Origin of the sequence: Pseudoalteromonas sp. NCIMB 1079, assembly GCF_040567695.1 — a bacterium.
Classification (GTDB): Bacteria; Pseudomonadota; Gammaproteobacteria; order Enterobacterales; family Alteromonadaceae; genus Pseudoalteromonas; species Pseudoalteromonas distincta.
Window position 1 is genome coordinate 330,592 of sequence record NZ_JBEWZA010000001.1, and the last position, 16,520, is coordinate 347,111.

The following is a 16,520-nucleotide window of genomic DNA, read 5'->3' on the forward strand; positions in this document are numbered from 1 at the left end:
AATAAGTGCTATGGTGGCAGACATTAGGTTACGAAATTTAATTACCTTACTAAAATAGAAATGTATAGGACCTCGTAATACACTCTTAATTAGTCACTTCCACCACAGCTGGAGCAACAACTTCAGCCTGTATGATAGTTTTTAGAGCTGAATACAAATCCACATCGACCTCAGGGACAGACAATGATACTACTAACGCATATCTAGCTTTAGAATCATACCTTTCATGGGCTTTGCGCGTTTTCCACCATCCTTTAGCGGGATAGATTGCTATCTTACCTCTAGCAGCCAAATCAGCAGCGCTGCCACGCCAAACATCTTTATGGATAGAGCCTTTATGTCGTTGCTGCTTACCTATGAGCCAATTGCTATCCTCAATAGTATCAGGCTTCTCACCTTCAGCCTGTGCGTTAATTCTGCGCATAAATTGAGCATCTGACTCACCATGGTGCTTGACATCAAATCTTAACTGATGACTTGCATAGTTGTATTTATCTAGGACATTACGACTTGAAGGGTTAGGTTCAATAAAGTATGAAAGTGTAATCGTCAACTCAACATTAGCCTCACCAATTTTTAGCAACTCTTCTTGCGGCCATGGTAAAGCATGTAAGTGCATATCCTTTGTTCTTGTATCTTTAGAGCGAGGCTTAACGAAAGGTTGTAATTCATCTTGAATCACAATTGATAGTGAGTTATTGGCACTTTTTATCGCCCTTTCGATATTCGGCACGCCAAACCCTACCTTCCTGATTAGCTTCACCATATCCGACTTCTTTATAGTATCACCGCGTTGTGCAGAAATTAATGCGTACATTGCATCAGTCCAATCTGCTGAATGTACCGCTAAAGCTCTAACAGTTTCAGGCCAAATATCATTATACTGAGTTTTAATCTGCGCAGAGAACCTTGCTGCCAAAGCAGTAGCAGCGCTGGTAGCGTGAGTTGTTGTAAAGTGCCGCTGAGAATAATCACTATTCGCTGTCAAAAGGTGCAAGTCGGGTTCATCACCACAAAATCCATCCTCAGCTCTCGCTAAGTTTCCACCTTCAAACACAACCTCGGACTTGAATGGAGCATTATTTTTATCCCAGCCTAGTGACGTTGTCGAGTATGGAGACAACCCCCCGGAAGGGGCTAAAGGCACTAAATCTCCTGAAAACGACAGCTGGTCTTTTTCTGTAAATGCACCAACAGTGAGCACATTCCAAGCCTGAGCAGGGTCATGCACATTACTTAAGTAATTGGCATTAGGGTAATCTACATTTACATCTAACTTGGCATTCCCTGCGCATACAGTGAACAAGCGTGGGGTTAGGCCTTCACCTGAGTAATCGACTGCTAACATATCCATTGCACTAGACCATGATGACGGGCGTCCTCTATCTGTTCCTATTCCTGACGAAAGCGACATAGAGAAAACTCTAGACCTTTCAGGCTTATATATCTCCATTTCAGATACAGCATTAGTTGTCACGATACCCAGAGGTTTATCAGCATTATCTCCATTGAATCTCATGGTTTTGACCGATTCAAGTCTATGACCAACTACTTCAACACTAGTTGAGCTCAACCGATCAGTCATATCTCCCCACATAGCAAGGCCAGCCATTTCGGTTCCGTGACCCAGTGCATCTGTAGGGTCGCTGTCTTCTGTAATAGTTCTCTGATCAGAAATAGTTGAAAAAGGAGCTAGTAACGGGTGCTCGACATTAACTCCTGAATCTATAATACAAACATAAGGTGATTCATCGGAGGTGTTAGAGTTAAGACGCTGTAAAAGTTCTTCTGTCCACTCCTCTTGTTCCTCACTCGGCATAGCAGCAAAGAATTCCGCAGTAACTTTCGGGAATCTAATCTCAGCGACTCGAAACAATAAAGCTGCGCTTTCTTCCAGTTTTCTTTGACTCGCTTGCAATTGAATAACTGTATGCTCAGGGAATCGCAACTTATGCTCCGACACCCTCATTTCAGCTATATTTGCCAATCGAGTAAAATCAGCCAAGATTTCTTGATAGTGGTTGTGCGTTTTACGTGTCTTTCTTGGTGTAGCTAACCACACTTCCCACCACACTATTTCATCTTTATCTTCAGGTAACAATGTTTCATCATCAGCCCAAATTGCAGCAAAAGTAGCTCGCTTGATATTTTTTATTGAATCAATAAGTTTCTGGTGATCACCAGCCCTCCCACCAGACAACACCCTACGTTCCTCATACTCGTTTAGCTTCTTCTGGTAAAAGCTCAGTTTACCTTCAGGAACGAACGCTGTTGCAATTGTGGTTTTTTTGCCTTCCTCTAGCTCCACGGACTTGACATTATGCAGCACAATGCCTTGAGGATCATTCGCCAAACTCTCTACTGCCATCACCACATCAGGGAAGCTTTCAAACTCAACCTGAATACCCACTCCCATACTCAGCTCAGTTGAAGCTACAGAGCGTTTCAGTTCTGAGAATTCGTTTGCAACAAATTGAATACTTTGACGTAGGTGAGCACTATGAATAGCTCGGTCCTTGGCGGGTATTGTTAATGGCCGCCGCCACCTCCACTCGGTGAGGTGAACTCGTGAGAACTAGCAGAAGAATTAAAAAAGAAGTGGGGTTTATCAAATTCGTTTCGAGCCATTAAAGTTCCTTTTTATTCCATAAAGTGTTGGCTAATACTCTTTCTGTCTTCAATTGCCTGCTGAAGCATTGTAATAGTAATTGAGTTATGATCATGAATAAGCATTTCTTTGATTGCATCATTTGCAGCTAAAGTAATTTCAGCATTACTTAACCCACCTGCTATCGCTGAAAGCTTCTTCCATGAGAAGTTATTAGCGACATAAGAATGCAACCGCGTTTTGAAAAGCTTGATAATTTCCTCTTCTGATGGAAGTTGATACTTAATGACATCATCAAAACGGCGAAAAAGAGCGTGATCTAATGCTTCAATGTGATTTGTAGCGCAAACGATAACACTATTAGAGTCATCTTGTTCAATCATCTGCAAAAAGCTATTGAGGATACGCCTAGCTTCACCTACATCATTACTTGATCCACGATGAGAACCCAAAGCATCAAACTCGTCAAAAAAGTAGACCCCTCTAACTTCTCGAATAGCATCAAAAATCTGGCGTAGCTTAGTTGAAGATTCCCCTAGGTACTTTGTAATTACCCCATCAAGGCGCACCTCAAACAAAGGAAAATTTAGCTCGCCCGCCAAAACAGATGCAGTAAAGGTTTTACCTGTTCCTGGCTTACCTGCAAGTAGCAACTTTCTACGGGGGGAAAGACCATGATTTTTTAAGGTAATAAGATGTTTTTGCTCTTTAACCAACCTTTCAAGCCGACTTTTAACAGAACTTGAGACAATAAGGTCAGAGAAGCGAAGTTTGGGGTGGGTTGTAGCTAATAGACCTGAAGTGTCCTTAACACTACTAGCAATCGAGATAGGTAGGTTTTTAGCACTATTCTTTTTTGCCTGCTCAACTAACCCTTTGAGCTCTTGTGCAAGTTTTCCATGACCATTTCTCGCTTCATGAGCGGCAACCTGAAGTGCGACAGATAAAAATCTGTCGTCATCTTTGTCGATATGAGATTGCATTAAAGCTTTAATTTGAGTCGAGCTAGCCATAGTTACTTTTTAAAATCAGTTAATGTTTACCGTGTAATCATACATTGAAAAGTCAATTTCTTCTATCATCTGATTATCTAATCATCGTTTAACATAAACAAGAATAGCTAAAACTTGAGGGATGGTATTAATAAAACATTTAAATTAGTGGGTTCGCTATTTGTTATTTGTTATTTGTTATTTGTTATTTGTTATTTGTTATTTGAGAATAATAATAGGAAAGCAGCACACACCAATTCTTAATAAAAACAGCCCAATATAATGGGCTGCGCGTGTAGGAACTACACGACTATCCTCTAAGACTACAGACGATAAACCCTAACGCCTGATGGATTACACGCCTCCAGGGTCGCACCCTGATGCACCATAGCCCTGTTTCATGCACCCAGGTGTGGGCCGTTACTATCGATAACGAATCGCGGTGTGCGCTGCCGGTTACAAAGATAAACCGCTTTAAAAAATAATGCTTGGAAAAACCCTGGTGAAATTGCCAGGGCTTTATTTGAAGGCGGATTGGCGACGAGTCGTCCCTACTCGAAAGAGGTAGGGACGACTCGCAGAGTCGCCCGTCGAGGCCACTGCTCATGATGCCTCGATACCCAATCCGCCCTGAGAAATTGCAGGGCCAGAAGAGGGATGGAGATTTGAACGCGTCGAAAAGGTGTTGCAATCTCTGATCACTGTGATAATTTTAATTATGAACTAGCTCGAAATGAGCACAAATAAAAAGGGCGTATTCACTGCCCGCAACACGTTCCTGAGGAGCTGCATTCGCAGCATTATGGGTCACACGACCACCCCACTATAAACAACACAAATATAAACCACAGTAGTTCGCGCTGTATTTCAACAGAAATCACACGGCTCAGCTTTGTTGCTTTAGACCCGTTAGCCTTTATGTCTTTCGACAATATGCTCGGTTACGCACCGTTCATATGGCTTTAAAACTTACCTATTTTGGCGTTTCGCCCCCTGGTCTTCGGTTTGGTGTTTTTCTCAATACTTTCAAAATTACTTTTTAAATTTATGAGGAACATGAAATGAGCCAATTAGGATACCGACTTCACCAAATGGTAAACGACACACACCGTGAAAGTAGCTTTAGCACTAGAGCTACCCGAAGCAAAGTTTTAAACCTTGCTGCAAAGCAGCTACTCAAACATGGTTATAGATTAAAAGACCCGTCCGGACTTAAAACCAAGCATATCAATCATCTTGTTACACGTTGGCAAGATGAAGGCCTAGCAGCAAAAACAATAAAAAACAGAATGGCGGCCTTGCGTTGGATTGCTGAGAAAATAGGTAAACCTAATATCTGTTCACGCAGCAATGATGATTACGGCATCCAAGAGTTCGCAACAACCCTATTGGCAAGTCAAAAACATTAGACATGGATAAACATGCCAAGATCAAGAGTGACTTGATCAAGCTTTCCCTGCGTTTGCAGCAAGAGTTTGGGCTTAGAAAAGAGGAGTGTATGAAATTCAGCTTATCCTATGCTTTGATAGATGCTAACACTCTGCAAATAAAAGGCTCATGGGCTAAGGGTGGCAAATACCGCAAAATTCCGATCTTAAAAGAATCTCAACGACAGCTCATTCGTGATATTGGTGCCGTTACTAAAGGCGCACTTATCGAACCTGACAAAAACTATAAGTCACAAATGGAACAGTACGACCGCGAAACAATTCGAGTTGGATTAAATAAAAATCACGGACTGCGTCATCATTACGCAAGGGAGCGTTATATAGAGCTTACAGGCTGGAAATGCCCTGCCGACGGTGGCCCACATAGAAGAGAGCTCTCGCCAACCGATTATGATCACGATACCAAAGTCCGTGAACAAATTAGCCAAGAGTTAGGTCATGAAAGATTGAAGATCACCTATGCCTACTTGGGCAGTTAGAATTTAAGTAATATAAACACATCAAATATTTTTCAGTTCTAGTGAGTTACTCTTTTTAACTCTTGGAACAATTTTGAGCTCTACAGTTCTGCTATTAACACGGGAGCTATCATTTGAAGATACGCCTTTAATATTAATCAAGTTAATCATTAAGGACATTCGGCTCAAAATTGATTCAGTATTGTATAAATGCCTAATAAAACTGGTAGATCTCGCAACGGCTAGCTCATGATTTTTAATATAAGCATCGACTTTACTATCAGATGCTTTCCATTCATCAGATGAGTAACCTACAACTTCTATTCGTTCTATTAGTTCTTGATGCTGGTTTAGAAAATCTAAAATATGAGGCATAGATTCGTTCAATACTGATTTAAAAGAGCTTGAAAGCTCTGTTGAGTTTATGTTAAATGCTGAGTATTTATCAGAGAATGTAATCATGTAAGTGTCAGGGTTGAACTTTATCTCATGACGTTTCATTACCTGCGGCAAACTTTCTAATACTAAGTCAGCTAGCTCTCCTCTGGCTCTAACTTTAGATTCTTTACTTACAACAAATGAATCTGATGGCAGGTCAAATGTAAGTTCACCGCTACTTGATCTCAATCTTATATGGCTTACATTCCCGATACCTTGAAAGAGAACAGTTGCTTCATCCAGTCTATAACTACCATTTCCAACAGGAACAAGAAAAAAGTCATAGTTGCCTTTTTTTATCAAATTGGAGACAAAAGAAGAGGACATTTGATTTAAGTAAAGGCTAACATGATCTTTTTTTATACCCAGGTTAACTATGGAGCGATTTAAAACTCTTTCCCCAAATCCATCTATTGATAAAAGTGGAATATAAAATAGTAGGCAACCAACTATATACATAGTGATTTTTTTGCGTTTTTTCACTTCCGAATCAAAAACTGGAAAGTTTTCATCTAAATCTTCATTTTCATCACCAGCATTTTGCCTATCGTTTATAGTTAATAACCCTGCGGCTATAAATCCATTGGCTAAAAGTGCAGTAAAGAGTTGGAACCAATACATATAGTCAATCTCTAAATCTGAGCTTTTATCTAACCACACGCTGATTGACATCAGAAAATATAATGCTAATACAATTATCGTTGCTACATGTAAAGGCCATATAGTTGAGTTCTGAACTTTTGGAAGTTTTGTTTGGTAATTAGAGATAATAAAGGATAGGCATAACGTTATTAAAGAAACGAGAGCTGAATACAGAGACAAACCGATAGCTGAGAAAAATAGTACAGTAAATATTAGCCTTGCGCCAAATGCTAAAGCTGTCCAAATAAAGAAAAGGCCATCACCAATTTCAATCCCTTTGGGATAGAAATTAATCCCCATGCAGTACAGTAAAATTACAATTGTTCCAATTGCAATACAACATCCAACAACTAATTTAGATATCCCTGTAAATAACTCTATGTATTTCTTCATTTGTAAACGTTTTATCCCATGTTCTTTGTCATTCAGCAATTCCAATCCAATATATTTTCAGCCAATTCGTCTTCAATACAGAACAAGAAGGCAGTTGGCACTTTGAGAACAACACTCAACGCTATCACTGTTTTAAAATCTGGGGTGTGAACGCCACGTTCATATTGGTTCATACGAGCAGACGCAACAAACTTATCCATTCCCGCCATTATTCCTAATTGCTTTTGGGACAGGCCTAGTCTTGTTCTTGCTTGCTTTAGCCGTATTGGAAACGGCGAACCATCGTTAGTTTTCAATTGGTGTAAGACATCTGCTCTTGAAAACTAAGATTTTCTTAGCTTTAATATAATCTAGATACTAAGGAATACTTAGCATTAAATTAGGCATGCCTAATTATTTTGGAGGTTAACATGGGATTTGAAGGCTTTTTGGGTATATTAGTTGTTGTAGCTTTGTTTGTAGCAAGTGCTTTTTTTAGTTGTAGCGAAACTGTTGAAAATGAAAACGAACAACTAGATAAACTAGATGATGGTATGGGGAATATTATCGCTGATGGCGAGCATATGCCTCGTGCAGAGGCTGAGGATGCTCAGGCTCGTGGCGAGCTCTACGATACTCATCTATAAATTAGGCATGCCTAATTTTGAGAGAAGAAATGATGACAAATAAAGAGCTTTGGCCATTTAAGCCTGTATACGATGAGCTGAAGATTCGCTTAGCTGGTATTGAGGACGAGTGTGAACCATTAGGTTTAGAGGTTAATCTTCGCAATGAAACGGAAGAAGAGATGTTCATTGCTTTAACCACACAAAAAGCGTTTGCATTTGATGTTATGAATGAACATGACGATATTTGGGATATTCGATTGGAACCCTTTTCAAAGTTCAAAAATCGTAGCACTCAAATTTTCTTTCCTTTCACAGGTCTTAATCCAACTAAACGGTTGAAAATTAGTAACTGGATTTTAGAGCTTTGCAATTGGGAAGGTAATATCTATTTAGGTAATACAAAACATTAAGCTGTGCTTATGACTGATTATGGATGGTTTCAAATGTGGGTATTAATGGTGCTGGCTATTCGCGCGACTCGCCACTACGACAAACTGAAGCATGATTTATTTGAAGCAATTAAAGAGGGTAAAATATAGCAATGACTCCTTTACTAACAGGCTGCGCTTTAATTCTAGCAATAGTGATATTTTTTGCTGTTCTATTCCATTTAAATCGAAAAGCCCTCAATAAATTCGACTGATACCTAATCATTCCTAGCAAAAAATTAGGCATGCCTAATTTTTTACGTTCAAAAACGTCATTTTTACGCCAATTTTATGTAAAAAAGGCGTACCCATAATGTCAACACCGCATTTTTAAAGGGCTGAAAAACCCACTGAAATTCCCCCTAGTTTTTCCCAGCATCCCATGAAATTTCCTGCTCAAATAACTCCAAACGAAACTAAAAGAAATCAAAGTAAAGGAGCTTTATCATGTTTGAGCTTAGAGAAACAGGTTTATTTTACACCCCAACAGCCGATTCAGAACCAAGGTTCTTGTGTGGCCCAATTCAAGTGCTGGCATTTCCAGAGGAGGTAACAGTACTCGAGACTACGGCTTGCTTGTTGAGTGGAAAAACTTAGACGGTCTTTGCATACGCAAGCTAATACCACGACGCCACATAATTAATGATCAAGGTAAAGTGTTAAAAGAATTGCTTGTAGATACAGGCCTTGCACTTTCAAGTCGTAAAGGTATATGGGACCCAATAACATCTTACCTGATTCAAGCAAGGCCAGAAAAACGATATAAAAGCGCGACTCAAACAGGCTGGCTTAATAATAGCTTTGTTACACCCAGTTGGTGCGTAAGTAATGGAGCAGAGCAAGTTATTTACTCAGGCACAAAAGAAGCTGATTTTTTAAGTTCCGCAGGTACCTTATCTAGTTGGCAGAAAGAGGTTGGTACTCTTTGTATTAATAACCCATTACTTGCATTTACTGTTTGCACAGGCTTATGTGCCCCCTGCTTCATTGGTTAAATTGGCCCAGTTGTGGTGTTCACCTGTTTGGTAAGTCCAAGGTATCTAAAACAACGATCTTAATCATGGCTGCAAGCTTGTACTCAGGTACTGACTTCTATTATGCATGGAGAAGCACCGCTAATGGATTAGAAGCAGTAGCGGTGGAACACAATAACTTACTGCTTTGCTTAGATGAACTGCATCAGGTAGACCCTGAGGTCGTCGATCAGTCCATTTATACAATAGCTAATGGAATGTCAAAATCACGCAGTAATAAAGATGGTTCCCAAAGCCAGCGAAAAAAGTGGCGACTTATCTTTTTAAGTACCGGTGAAATGGGACTTGAAGAAAAACTTTCATCAATACATAAAGGCGTAAAAGCAGGTCAAGAAATCCGTTTCTTAGAAGTACCAGCCCAAAGGCAACATGGTGCTTATGACGATCTTTATGGTCATAACAACATGAATAACTTTTCTGAATCTATTTGGAAAGCCGTTAACGAAAATCACGGCACTGTCATGCCACAATGGGTTGAGTACTTAAGCACTATTGATGATCTCCCTACTCTTTTAAATCGCAATATCAAAGCGATGTTAACCCATTGGGAAATAACAAAAGAAAATAATGGCAATCAGGTTATTGAAGCAGCAAAAAGATTTGCGTTACATGGTGTGAGTGGTGAATTGGCTGCTTCAGCTGGACTTATGCCTTGGCCTAAAGGCCTTGCTGAAAAAAGCGCAAAGGAAGCCTTTGATGCTTGGCTCGAAATACGTGGCTCTTCTAGTGATTCAGAAGATGACAAGTTGATAAAACAATTACCAACTGCCTTAGAACTTTGGCGACGAAAATTATTACCTGAAGGTAAGTTTTTGGGTGATAACTACGGCTACGCGATAGAAAAAGATCGCCAGCTTGCTTGGTTCATAACTCGTGATGCATTTATGAAAGGATTAAAGGTTAGTTATAAAGCTGATATTTCTCATACGATTAAACTAATGTGTAAAAATCATTGGCTGGAAAGTCGTGAAGGTCGAGGAACATTCAAGAAAGTAATCGCAGGTGGGCCACCTGGTGGTCGCTAATTTAAGGTGCTACCACAACAAATTGTGGCTGATTTAGCTTTAGATGAGACACTTTCCCAAGTTTATTTACCAACCTAAAGTGATGAATTAATTGGATTTTCCCAATATTCCCGTTTTCCCAATAAATTTTAGAGAGTAGACCATGAAAAATGATATAAGTGATGCACTACGTAAGAATGACGAATTACCAGATATCCGAAATACAATTGAAGAGATGATCTTGAAAAGTCACTTAAGCAACAAAGCCGCATTAACAGTTGACGAATGCGCACTTTATACAGGTATGGCAAAAAGCTATATCTATAAACTAACCCATGAAGGCATTATTCCTCATGCAAAACCTAATGGTAAAAAGATCTTCTTCGATAGGTTAGAGCTTGATCAATGGCTTCTTGGTAACAAGGTAAAAGGTGATATAAGCGAAAGTGATTTCATCAAAAAGACAGCAGAATCACTAAACAAGAAATTTTTCTAAAATAGAAAATAAGCCCACATAGTGTGGGCTTATTGATATGAGGGGTCTCTACACCTTGCCGGGACAAACCTCAGTCACAAGGGGAGACCGTTTTTTTCTGAATCAATAGCTTATGATAAGCAATTGATGTAAATTTAATCTAATTAGGTATAAGTATAACAGAATAATTAAGTAGAGCAATATGCGAGTCGATACCAGATTAGAACGCCAAGGGCTAACGAATTCACAAATTTTTTTTATTGAGTGTTGGCTTAGCTTAACCAGTAAAAGTAATATTGATAGTGATAGGGTTACATTTAATAACTCTCTGAATGCTGTTGAAGAGCTCTTGTCCCTATATAAGTTAGGTACAAAATACAGAGCACCACAAAAAAGATTAATAATAGCAGAAGAGCTTATTTCAATATTTAAATCAGATACTTGTTTAGATAACCCAACGTTTAAAAACATACCCAATCATCTGATAGAAATTTTATCTGCAAATATTCCATCAGAGTCAGAAAAGAACCAACCGATAGAAAAAGAAAAAAAATTAATAGTAAGTCTATTAAACCAGCTTAAAACTCTGATAGAAAAAAACTATCGTGATATTGCACTTTATAAAATAGATGAATTAATAAACAATGAAAATGAAGCAGACTTTGATAAACTTTATGTAGCAACTAATAATCTCGCTAGCACACTAAACAGTCTTGGAATGCCCCTAACCGAGTGTTATTTATTAGGCCGGAACTTTTTCTTATCTCGTAACGAATCCTTTATAGAACAAATTGCTAAATTCAAAGCGAAATTAACCTTACAAGAAGAAGATGTAAGGGTATCTTTAAAAATAATATCAAATAAGCTTTATACATTTCTGGATAGTATTGAGGGAGAATTAAATTTTAACAACTGTAGATTCCATCTAATTGACCATCAAAAAAGAAATAGCATCGCTGTAAATATCACAGTATGTGCAATCAGTCATTCTGCTGCGCATTCTAAATCTTTACAAGTGTTGCATCGCTCATTGGACATTATGGCTGTAGCTATTGGACAAGACAAAATAATCATTCAAAGAAGCTATGACGCTGATGGCTGGGGCATATCAAAAACTATCAGGGATTCAACAGACAACCTAATAAGTATATCTGATCGAATTCAGTCTAGTGATTTCTTACTTTATATGAAAACTATGGAGAGGGTATATTCCGAAGGTAGTGATGAAGCAATCAAAAAAGTTAGCTCTGCCATGAGATTTATGAAAAAGGGACTAGAGCCTGGAGCATCTGAAAGTCGTTTTACAGCCTTTTGGTCTGCACTAGAATCTATAACAGAGGGAGTTTCAGAAGAAACTTTAGGCCATGATGAGCATGTTCTATTTGCAACGATGCCATGTATTGGACTTGATTATCCAATAAAACAGCTTTTCGCCTTAAGGGGTGTTGCTAAAGAGTTAGAGTGGGGGGAACTCACTCTTGATAATAATAGATTAGATCTTAAAACAGCCAACCTTGTAGATTTATATAAGGCTATTAAAAATGAACAAATTAAAGTGCAAATAAGAGCTAATTTAGAAAAATATCCATACGCAAAACACAGGTTCAATAAATTAATGCATTTTTGTAACAAACCTTACCTCCTTGGAGAAAAGGTTCAGCAACACATGAAGAAAGTAGAGTTACAAATCCATCGAATATATAGAACAAGAAACTCTATTGTTCATAATGCACATACACCTGAAAGATTAGAGCTACTTTTAGTTAACGTAGAGCATTACCTGAGAGGTACTCTCAATGCTATGGTTTATATGATGGAAAATGCACAAACGATCGTAACCCCTGAAGAAGCTTTCTCTAGATACAAGTACCTCACAAACAAAATTATTGGTGAAATGGATCCAACATATCTCATGAGAAGTACCTCTACGAAAGAAAAAAAAGAGAAAGAAAACAGAGAGAAAGCACTTCGTTCAGGTGACGAAGAAACTACCGATATTGAACTAGTCAAATGGCTGGAAATACACGAGTAAGTTTCCTTTAGTTTACTTGCACGATATTTTCTAATGCGAAAGTGGGCCACCACAGACCCACCAAAAAAACATAAACTTACTGTTTTTATTAACTTTTTTACTTATTGTATTGGCAAATAAGCACCTTATTACAGATATATGTTTATTATAAGAGCACTTAGGTGCTCTTTTTTTATGTAAAATATTCACTATAAAATATGTATTTATACCGTCAATCCCAGCCAGTTCTGCCAATAAAATCATACCCAAAGCGATAATTATTACCAGCTAGATTATGTAGACTAGATTGTAGAAAGAGCCTTTAAGTAAGGTATTAATAGCGCAAGTAACACCCATTTTAAGGTCAAAACCGATACATATTTCAAACAAAAATACGTTTTAAAATCGTTATCCTCCACACAAAAGTTAGTTATAAATAGCTTTTTTATAATTACCTAGCTCATAAAAACTAATGTTATTTGCTCAATTTAAGAGCTAAAACGTGACGTTCAACACTCTAAAAAACCAACTTTATACAACATATGGACAGACGATCACTGCGGCTTTTTAATAAAAATGACTCGAGATTTGAGTGCGTCAAACTTTTGATCTACCAATCCACCAGCAAAATACATAAAAAAAGCAGCTATAAATACGCATTAAATTAAATATATTGAGATCACTTATCCACAAAATCTAATTTTTAGCTCAAATAAATAGTAAATTGAGCCACCTCGCAGAGAAAAACCTAATGATCTATTAAAAATTATCTGTTTATAAGCTTATTTTTAATTAATTTCGTTAGATCAGCCCAATTAGATCATTTAATAAAATTATTTTCGATCTAAACTTAAGGTTATCAACAACCTTTATATCCACATTATGATCACCTTGTGCTTTTTATGCCTAGATTTATAAGTAAGTCTTTCACTAAATAGTAATATCAATAACTTAGCGATTATTAAACAACCTAAAAGGTGTGTTTAAACAGAGCTTTCCCCACTGTTATCAACAACTTTATCAGAAGATTACATTTAAAGATATTTTGTTAATCACTATAATATCAACAACTTAAGGAGTCGCTTTCAAATAAGAGTAAAATTAGCACAAAAATAGTTATACAAAAAAGCACTCTTAACTTTACTGTTACTCACACTCAGTTATCATAGGCAGCAATTAAAACCAATGTGATCACTAATATTCATGAGTTCAGTAAATCTTATTGTTGGCAGCCAAATGGGATCAGCCGAGTATGTTGCAGAGCAACTAAGCGACGCGCTTAATAACCTTGGTATTACTACACAACTACATGATCAACCTGAATTTAGCGATATTGATCAGCAAAATACCATTTGGTTAATTTGCACATCTACTTATGGTGCAGGTGATTATCCTGAAAACTTTATTAGCTTTGTTGAAGATGTGACTCAAGCTAATGATTTATCAGAATTAAAATACTCAGTAATCGCTTTAGGTGATACCAGTTATGACACTTACAACCAAGCTGGACGTAATATAGATGCCTTATTATCTCAAAAAGGCGCTATAAAAGTAGCAGAACGCTTAGAGCTTAATATTCTCGATGAAGCACTACCAGAAGACACAGCATTAGCATGGTTAGACTCTTGGATAACCAAAACAGGCTTAAAATAGATAGATCAAGTAAAAAGTTATATATAAAGTTACCCACAATTTACTAATAATTTAATAGATTTTGTGGATAAAGATTGAATAAACTGCTTTTTAAAGCATGCTTATCCATGGGATAAGATCCAACTGATTCAGCCCTGTGCATAAGGTGCCTTTTTGATCAGAGCTTATTTGCTGGATGATCCGATCATATTAACACCTTTAGATCTGATCTAATTTCATGTTTTAAATGAAGATCTAAACCTTATCAACAGAAAAGCTGATCAGTAGTAGTAATAGTAATAAAAGATCTCTTTAAAAGATCCTTTATATTATTAGAGATCACATACTTAGATCTTGCTCTTTGTTTAATCATTTATCTTCTGCCAATTTCTAGGTAGAATACGCTCCCTTTTGAAGTTTACCGGTTTGATTTAAGTAGGATCCCATTAATGATTTTTCACGAAAATTTTGACGTTATCGTAGTAGGTGGTGGACATGCTGGCACTGAAGCCGCATTAGCAGCTGCCCGTATGGGGATGAATACCCTGCTACTGACTCACAATATGGATACCCTTGGTCAAATGTCTTGTAACCCAGCGATTGGTGGGATTGGCAAAGGTCATTTGGTAAAAGAAATTGATGCGCTTGGCGGTGCAATGGCACAGGCCATTGACAAAGGCGGGATCCAATTTCGCACACTAAACTCTTCAAAAGGACCTGCTGTTCGTGCAACTCGAGCACAAGCAGATCGCGCTTTATACAAAGCAGCTATTCAAACAACATTACAAAATCAAGATAACCTTAAGATTTTTCAACAATCATGTGATGATCTTATTGTTGAAAACGATCGTGTTACTGGCGTAGTAACTCAAATGGGTTTACGTTTTAGTGCTCCAAGTGTTGTTTTAACCGTGGGTACTTTTTTAGGTGGCCAAATACACATTGGTTTAGAAAATTACAAAGGCGGTCGTGCTGGTGATCCACCATCAATTGCATTGGCTGAACGTTTACGCGAACACCCTTTTAGAGTGGATCGCTTAAAAACAGGTACTCCGCCACGTATTGATGCACGTACTGTTGATTTTACAAAAATGGAAGCACAGCCTGGTGATATGCCAACACCTGTATTTTCATTTATGGGTAAACAATCAGATCACCCACAACAAATACCGTGTTACATCACTTACACCAACGAAAAAACACATGATGTTATTCGTAAAAACCTACATCGCTCACCTATGTACTCAGGTGTTATTGAAGGTATTGGTCCACGCTACTGCCCATCAATTGAAGATAAAATTGTACGTTTTGCGGATAAAGATAAGCACCAAATATTTGTTGAACCTGAAGGCTTAACATCATACGAATTATATCCAAATGGTATTTCTACTAGTTTACCGTTTGATGTACAACTTGAGATTGTGCAATCTATTTCTGGTTTTGAAAATGCACATATTTGTCGACCAGGCTATGCAATAGAATATGACTACTTTGATCCACGTGATTTAAAACAGTCTTTAGAAACAAAATTTATCGAAGGCTTATTTTTCGCGGGTCAAATTAACGGCACTACCGGTTATGAAGAAGCGGGTGCACAAGGCTTAATTGCAGGTATGAATGCTGCGTTAAAAGTGCAAGGTAAAGATTCTTGGACGCCACGTCGCGATGAAGCTTACGTGGGTGTATTAATCGACGACTTAGCAACACTGGGTACGAAAGAACCGTACCGCATGTTTACTAGCCGTGCCGAATACCGTTTACTACTTCGTGAAGATAATGCAGATATTCGCTTAACTGAAAAAGGCCGTGAGCTGGGTTTAGTTAATGACGAACGTTGGCAGGCATTTAACGAAAAAATGGAAGTAATTGAGAAAGAAAAACAACGCATTAAAGATACGTGGATTCATAAAGATCACGTCGTTGTTGATCAAGTAAATGCATTACTAAAAACACCATTAACTCGTGAAGCAAGTTTAGAAGAATTACTTCGTCGTCCAGAGATTCGTTATAACGATCTTATGGCTATTGACGGTTTAGGATCTGAATTTACAAACGTAGCAGCACTTGAACAAGTTGAGATCCATACTAAGTACGCAGGCTATATTGCGCGTCAACAGGATGAGATCAATAAGCAGCTTCGTCATGAGCAAACAATTTTACCAAAAGAGTTTGATTACAAAACTGTATCAGGTTTATCAAATGAGGTTGTTGCTAAGCTTATTGAGTCACGTCCAGACACTATTGGCCAAGCATCGCGTATTTCTGGTATCACCCCAGCGGCGATTTCGCTATTATTAGTGTATCTGAAGAAGCAAGGCTTATTACGCAAATCTGCGTAACGATAAGGGT

At 38.0% G+C, this 16,520-nt stretch carries 12 protein-coding genes and 1 pseudogene; 9 read left to right on the forward strand and 4 right to left on the reverse strand.

The features are described 5' to 3' along the window. Positions 1 to 85 precede the first annotated feature (85 nt). Positions 86 to 2,416, reverse strand: coding sequence for a S8 family peptidase (locus tag ABX891_RS01545; protein WP_354628767.1), 2,331 nt, complete (start codon positions 2,414 to 2,416; stop codon positions 86 to 88). A gap of 224 nt (positions 2,417 to 2,640) precedes the next feature. Continuing rightward, positions 2,641 to 3,621 (reverse strand): AAA family ATPase, encoded by a 981-nt coding sequence (locus ABX891_RS01550; RefSeq protein WP_248474696.1) that lies wholly within the window; start codon positions 3,619 to 3,621, stop codon positions 2,641 to 2,643. Positions 3,622 to 4,661: 1,040 nt separating this feature from the next. Here ABX891_RS01550 and ABX891_RS01555 point away from each other — a divergent pair. Together ABX891_RS01555 and ABX891_RS01560 are read left to right on the forward strand one after the other, a co-directional pair. Then, entirely contained in the window at positions 4,662 to 5,009 is a 348-nt protein-coding gene (locus tag ABX891_RS01555) for a phage integrase N-terminal domain-containing protein (RefSeq protein ID WP_354628768.1), read from the forward strand. Between the two features lie 2 nt (positions 5,010 to 5,011). Then, complete coding sequence (locus tag ABX891_RS01560) at positions 5,012 to 5,527, forward strand: integrase domain-containing protein (protein WP_354628769.1); 516 nt, start codon at positions 5,012 to 5,014, stop codon at positions 5,525 to 5,527. 21 nt (positions 5,528 to 5,548) lie between these two features. Here ABX891_RS01560 and ABX891_RS01565 read toward each other — a convergent pair whose 3' ends face one another. Then, positions 5,549 to 7,018 carry a hypothetical protein gene (locus ABX891_RS01565; RefSeq protein WP_354628770.1) on the reverse strand — a complete coding sequence of 490 codons (1,470 nt, stop codon included), beginning with the start codon at positions 7,016 to 7,018 and terminating at the stop codon, positions 5,549 to 5,551. After that, on the reverse strand, positions 7,012 to 7,275 hold the full coding sequence (locus tag ABX891_RS01570; protein WP_354628771.1) for a helix-turn-helix domain-containing protein: 264 nt from the start codon (positions 7,273 to 7,275) through the stop codon (positions 7,012 to 7,014). The genes ABX891_RS01565 and ABX891_RS01570 overlap by 7 nt, the downstream gene beginning before the upstream one ends. Positions 7,276 to 7,389: 114 nt before the next feature. Between ABX891_RS01570 and ABX891_RS01575 the strand changes: the two genes are divergently transcribed. The 7 genes and pseudogenes from ABX891_RS01575 (at position 7,390) to mnmG (ending at position 16,510) form a co-directional block, all read left to right on the forward strand. Beyond that, positions 7,390 to 7,605, forward strand: a complete 216-nt coding sequence (locus ABX891_RS01575) for a hypothetical protein (protein WP_354628772.1) — start codon at positions 7,390 to 7,392, stop codon at positions 7,603 to 7,605. A gap of 29 nt (positions 7,606 to 7,634) precedes the next feature. Beyond that, positions 7,635 to 7,997 carry a hypothetical protein gene (locus ABX891_RS01580; protein WP_354628773.1) on the forward strand — a complete coding sequence of 121 codons (363 nt, stop codon included), beginning with the start codon at positions 7,635 to 7,637 and terminating at the stop codon, positions 7,995 to 7,997. Positions 7,998 to 8,527: 530 nt separating this feature from the next. After that, a pseudogene (locus tag ABX891_RS01585) lies at positions 8,528 to 10,074 on the forward strand (DUF927 domain-containing protein). Positions 10,075 to 10,216: 142 nt separating this feature from the next. Next, positions 10,217 to 10,549: an excisionase family DNA-binding protein gene (locus ABX891_RS01590; protein ID WP_197122002.1), complete on the forward strand. Its 333-nt coding sequence runs from the start codon at positions 10,217 to 10,219 to the stop codon at positions 10,547 to 10,549. A 181-nt stretch (positions 10,550 to 10,730) separates the two neighbouring features. Next, entirely contained in the window at positions 10,731 to 12,560 is a 1,830-nt protein-coding gene (locus ABX891_RS01595) for a hypothetical protein (protein ID WP_354628774.1), read from the forward strand. A gap of 1,182 nt (positions 12,561 to 13,742) precedes the next feature. After that, positions 13,743 to 14,192 carry an FMN-binding protein MioC gene (mioC, locus tag ABX891_RS01600; RefSeq protein ID WP_024604761.1) on the forward strand — a complete coding sequence of 150 codons (450 nt, stop codon included), beginning with the start codon at positions 13,743 to 13,745 and terminating at the stop codon, positions 14,190 to 14,192. Between the two features lie 428 nt (positions 14,193 to 14,620). Next, the gene (mnmG, locus tag ABX891_RS01605; RefSeq protein WP_004335230.1) at positions 14,621 to 16,510 is read left to right on the forward strand and encodes a tRNA uridine-5-carboxymethylaminomethyl(34) synthesis enzyme MnmG; all 1,890 of its coding nucleotides are present in this window, start codon (positions 14,621 to 14,623) and stop codon (positions 16,508 to 16,510) included. The last annotated feature ends 10 nt before the right edge of the window (positions 16,511 to 16,520 follow it).

Bases quoted from the DNA above. Each gene is read 5' to 3' on its own strand.
- ABX891_RS01550 (WP_248474696.1), bottom strand. From the start codon at position 3,621: ATGGCTAGCTCGACTCAAATTAAAGCTTTAATGCAATCTCATATCGAC.
- ABX891_RS01555 (WP_354628768.1), top strand. From the start codon at position 4,662: ATGAGCCAATTAGGATACCGACTTCACCAAATGGTAAACGACACACAC.
- mnmG (WP_004335230.1), top strand. From the start codon at position 14,621: ATGATTTTTCACGAAAATTTTGACGTTATCGTAGTAGGTGGTGGACAT.
- ABX891_RS01595 (WP_354628774.1), top strand. From the start codon at position 10,731: ATGCGAGTCGATACCAGATTAGAACGCCAAGGGCTAACGAATTCACAA.
- ABX891_RS01575 (WP_354628772.1), top strand. From the start codon at position 7,390: ATGGGATTTGAAGGCTTTTTGGGTATATTAGTTGTTGTAGCTTTGTTT.
- ABX891_RS01590 (WP_197122002.1), top strand. From the start codon at position 10,217: ATGAAAAATGATATAAGTGATGCACTACGTAAGAATGACGAATTACCA.
- ABX891_RS01580 (WP_354628773.1), top strand. From the start codon at position 7,635: ATGATGACAAATAAAGAGCTTTGGCCATTTAAGCCTGTATACGATGAG.
- ABX891_RS01545 (WP_354628767.1), bottom strand. From the start codon at position 2,416: ATGGGAGTGGGTATTCAGGTTGAGTTTGAAAGCTTCCCTGATGTGGTG.
- ABX891_RS01560 (WP_354628769.1), top strand. From the start codon at position 5,012: ATGGATAAACATGCCAAGATCAAGAGTGACTTGATCAAGCTTTCCCTG.
- mioC (WP_024604761.1), top strand. From the start codon at position 13,743: ATGAGTTCAGTAAATCTTATTGTTGGCAGCCAAATGGGATCAGCCGAG.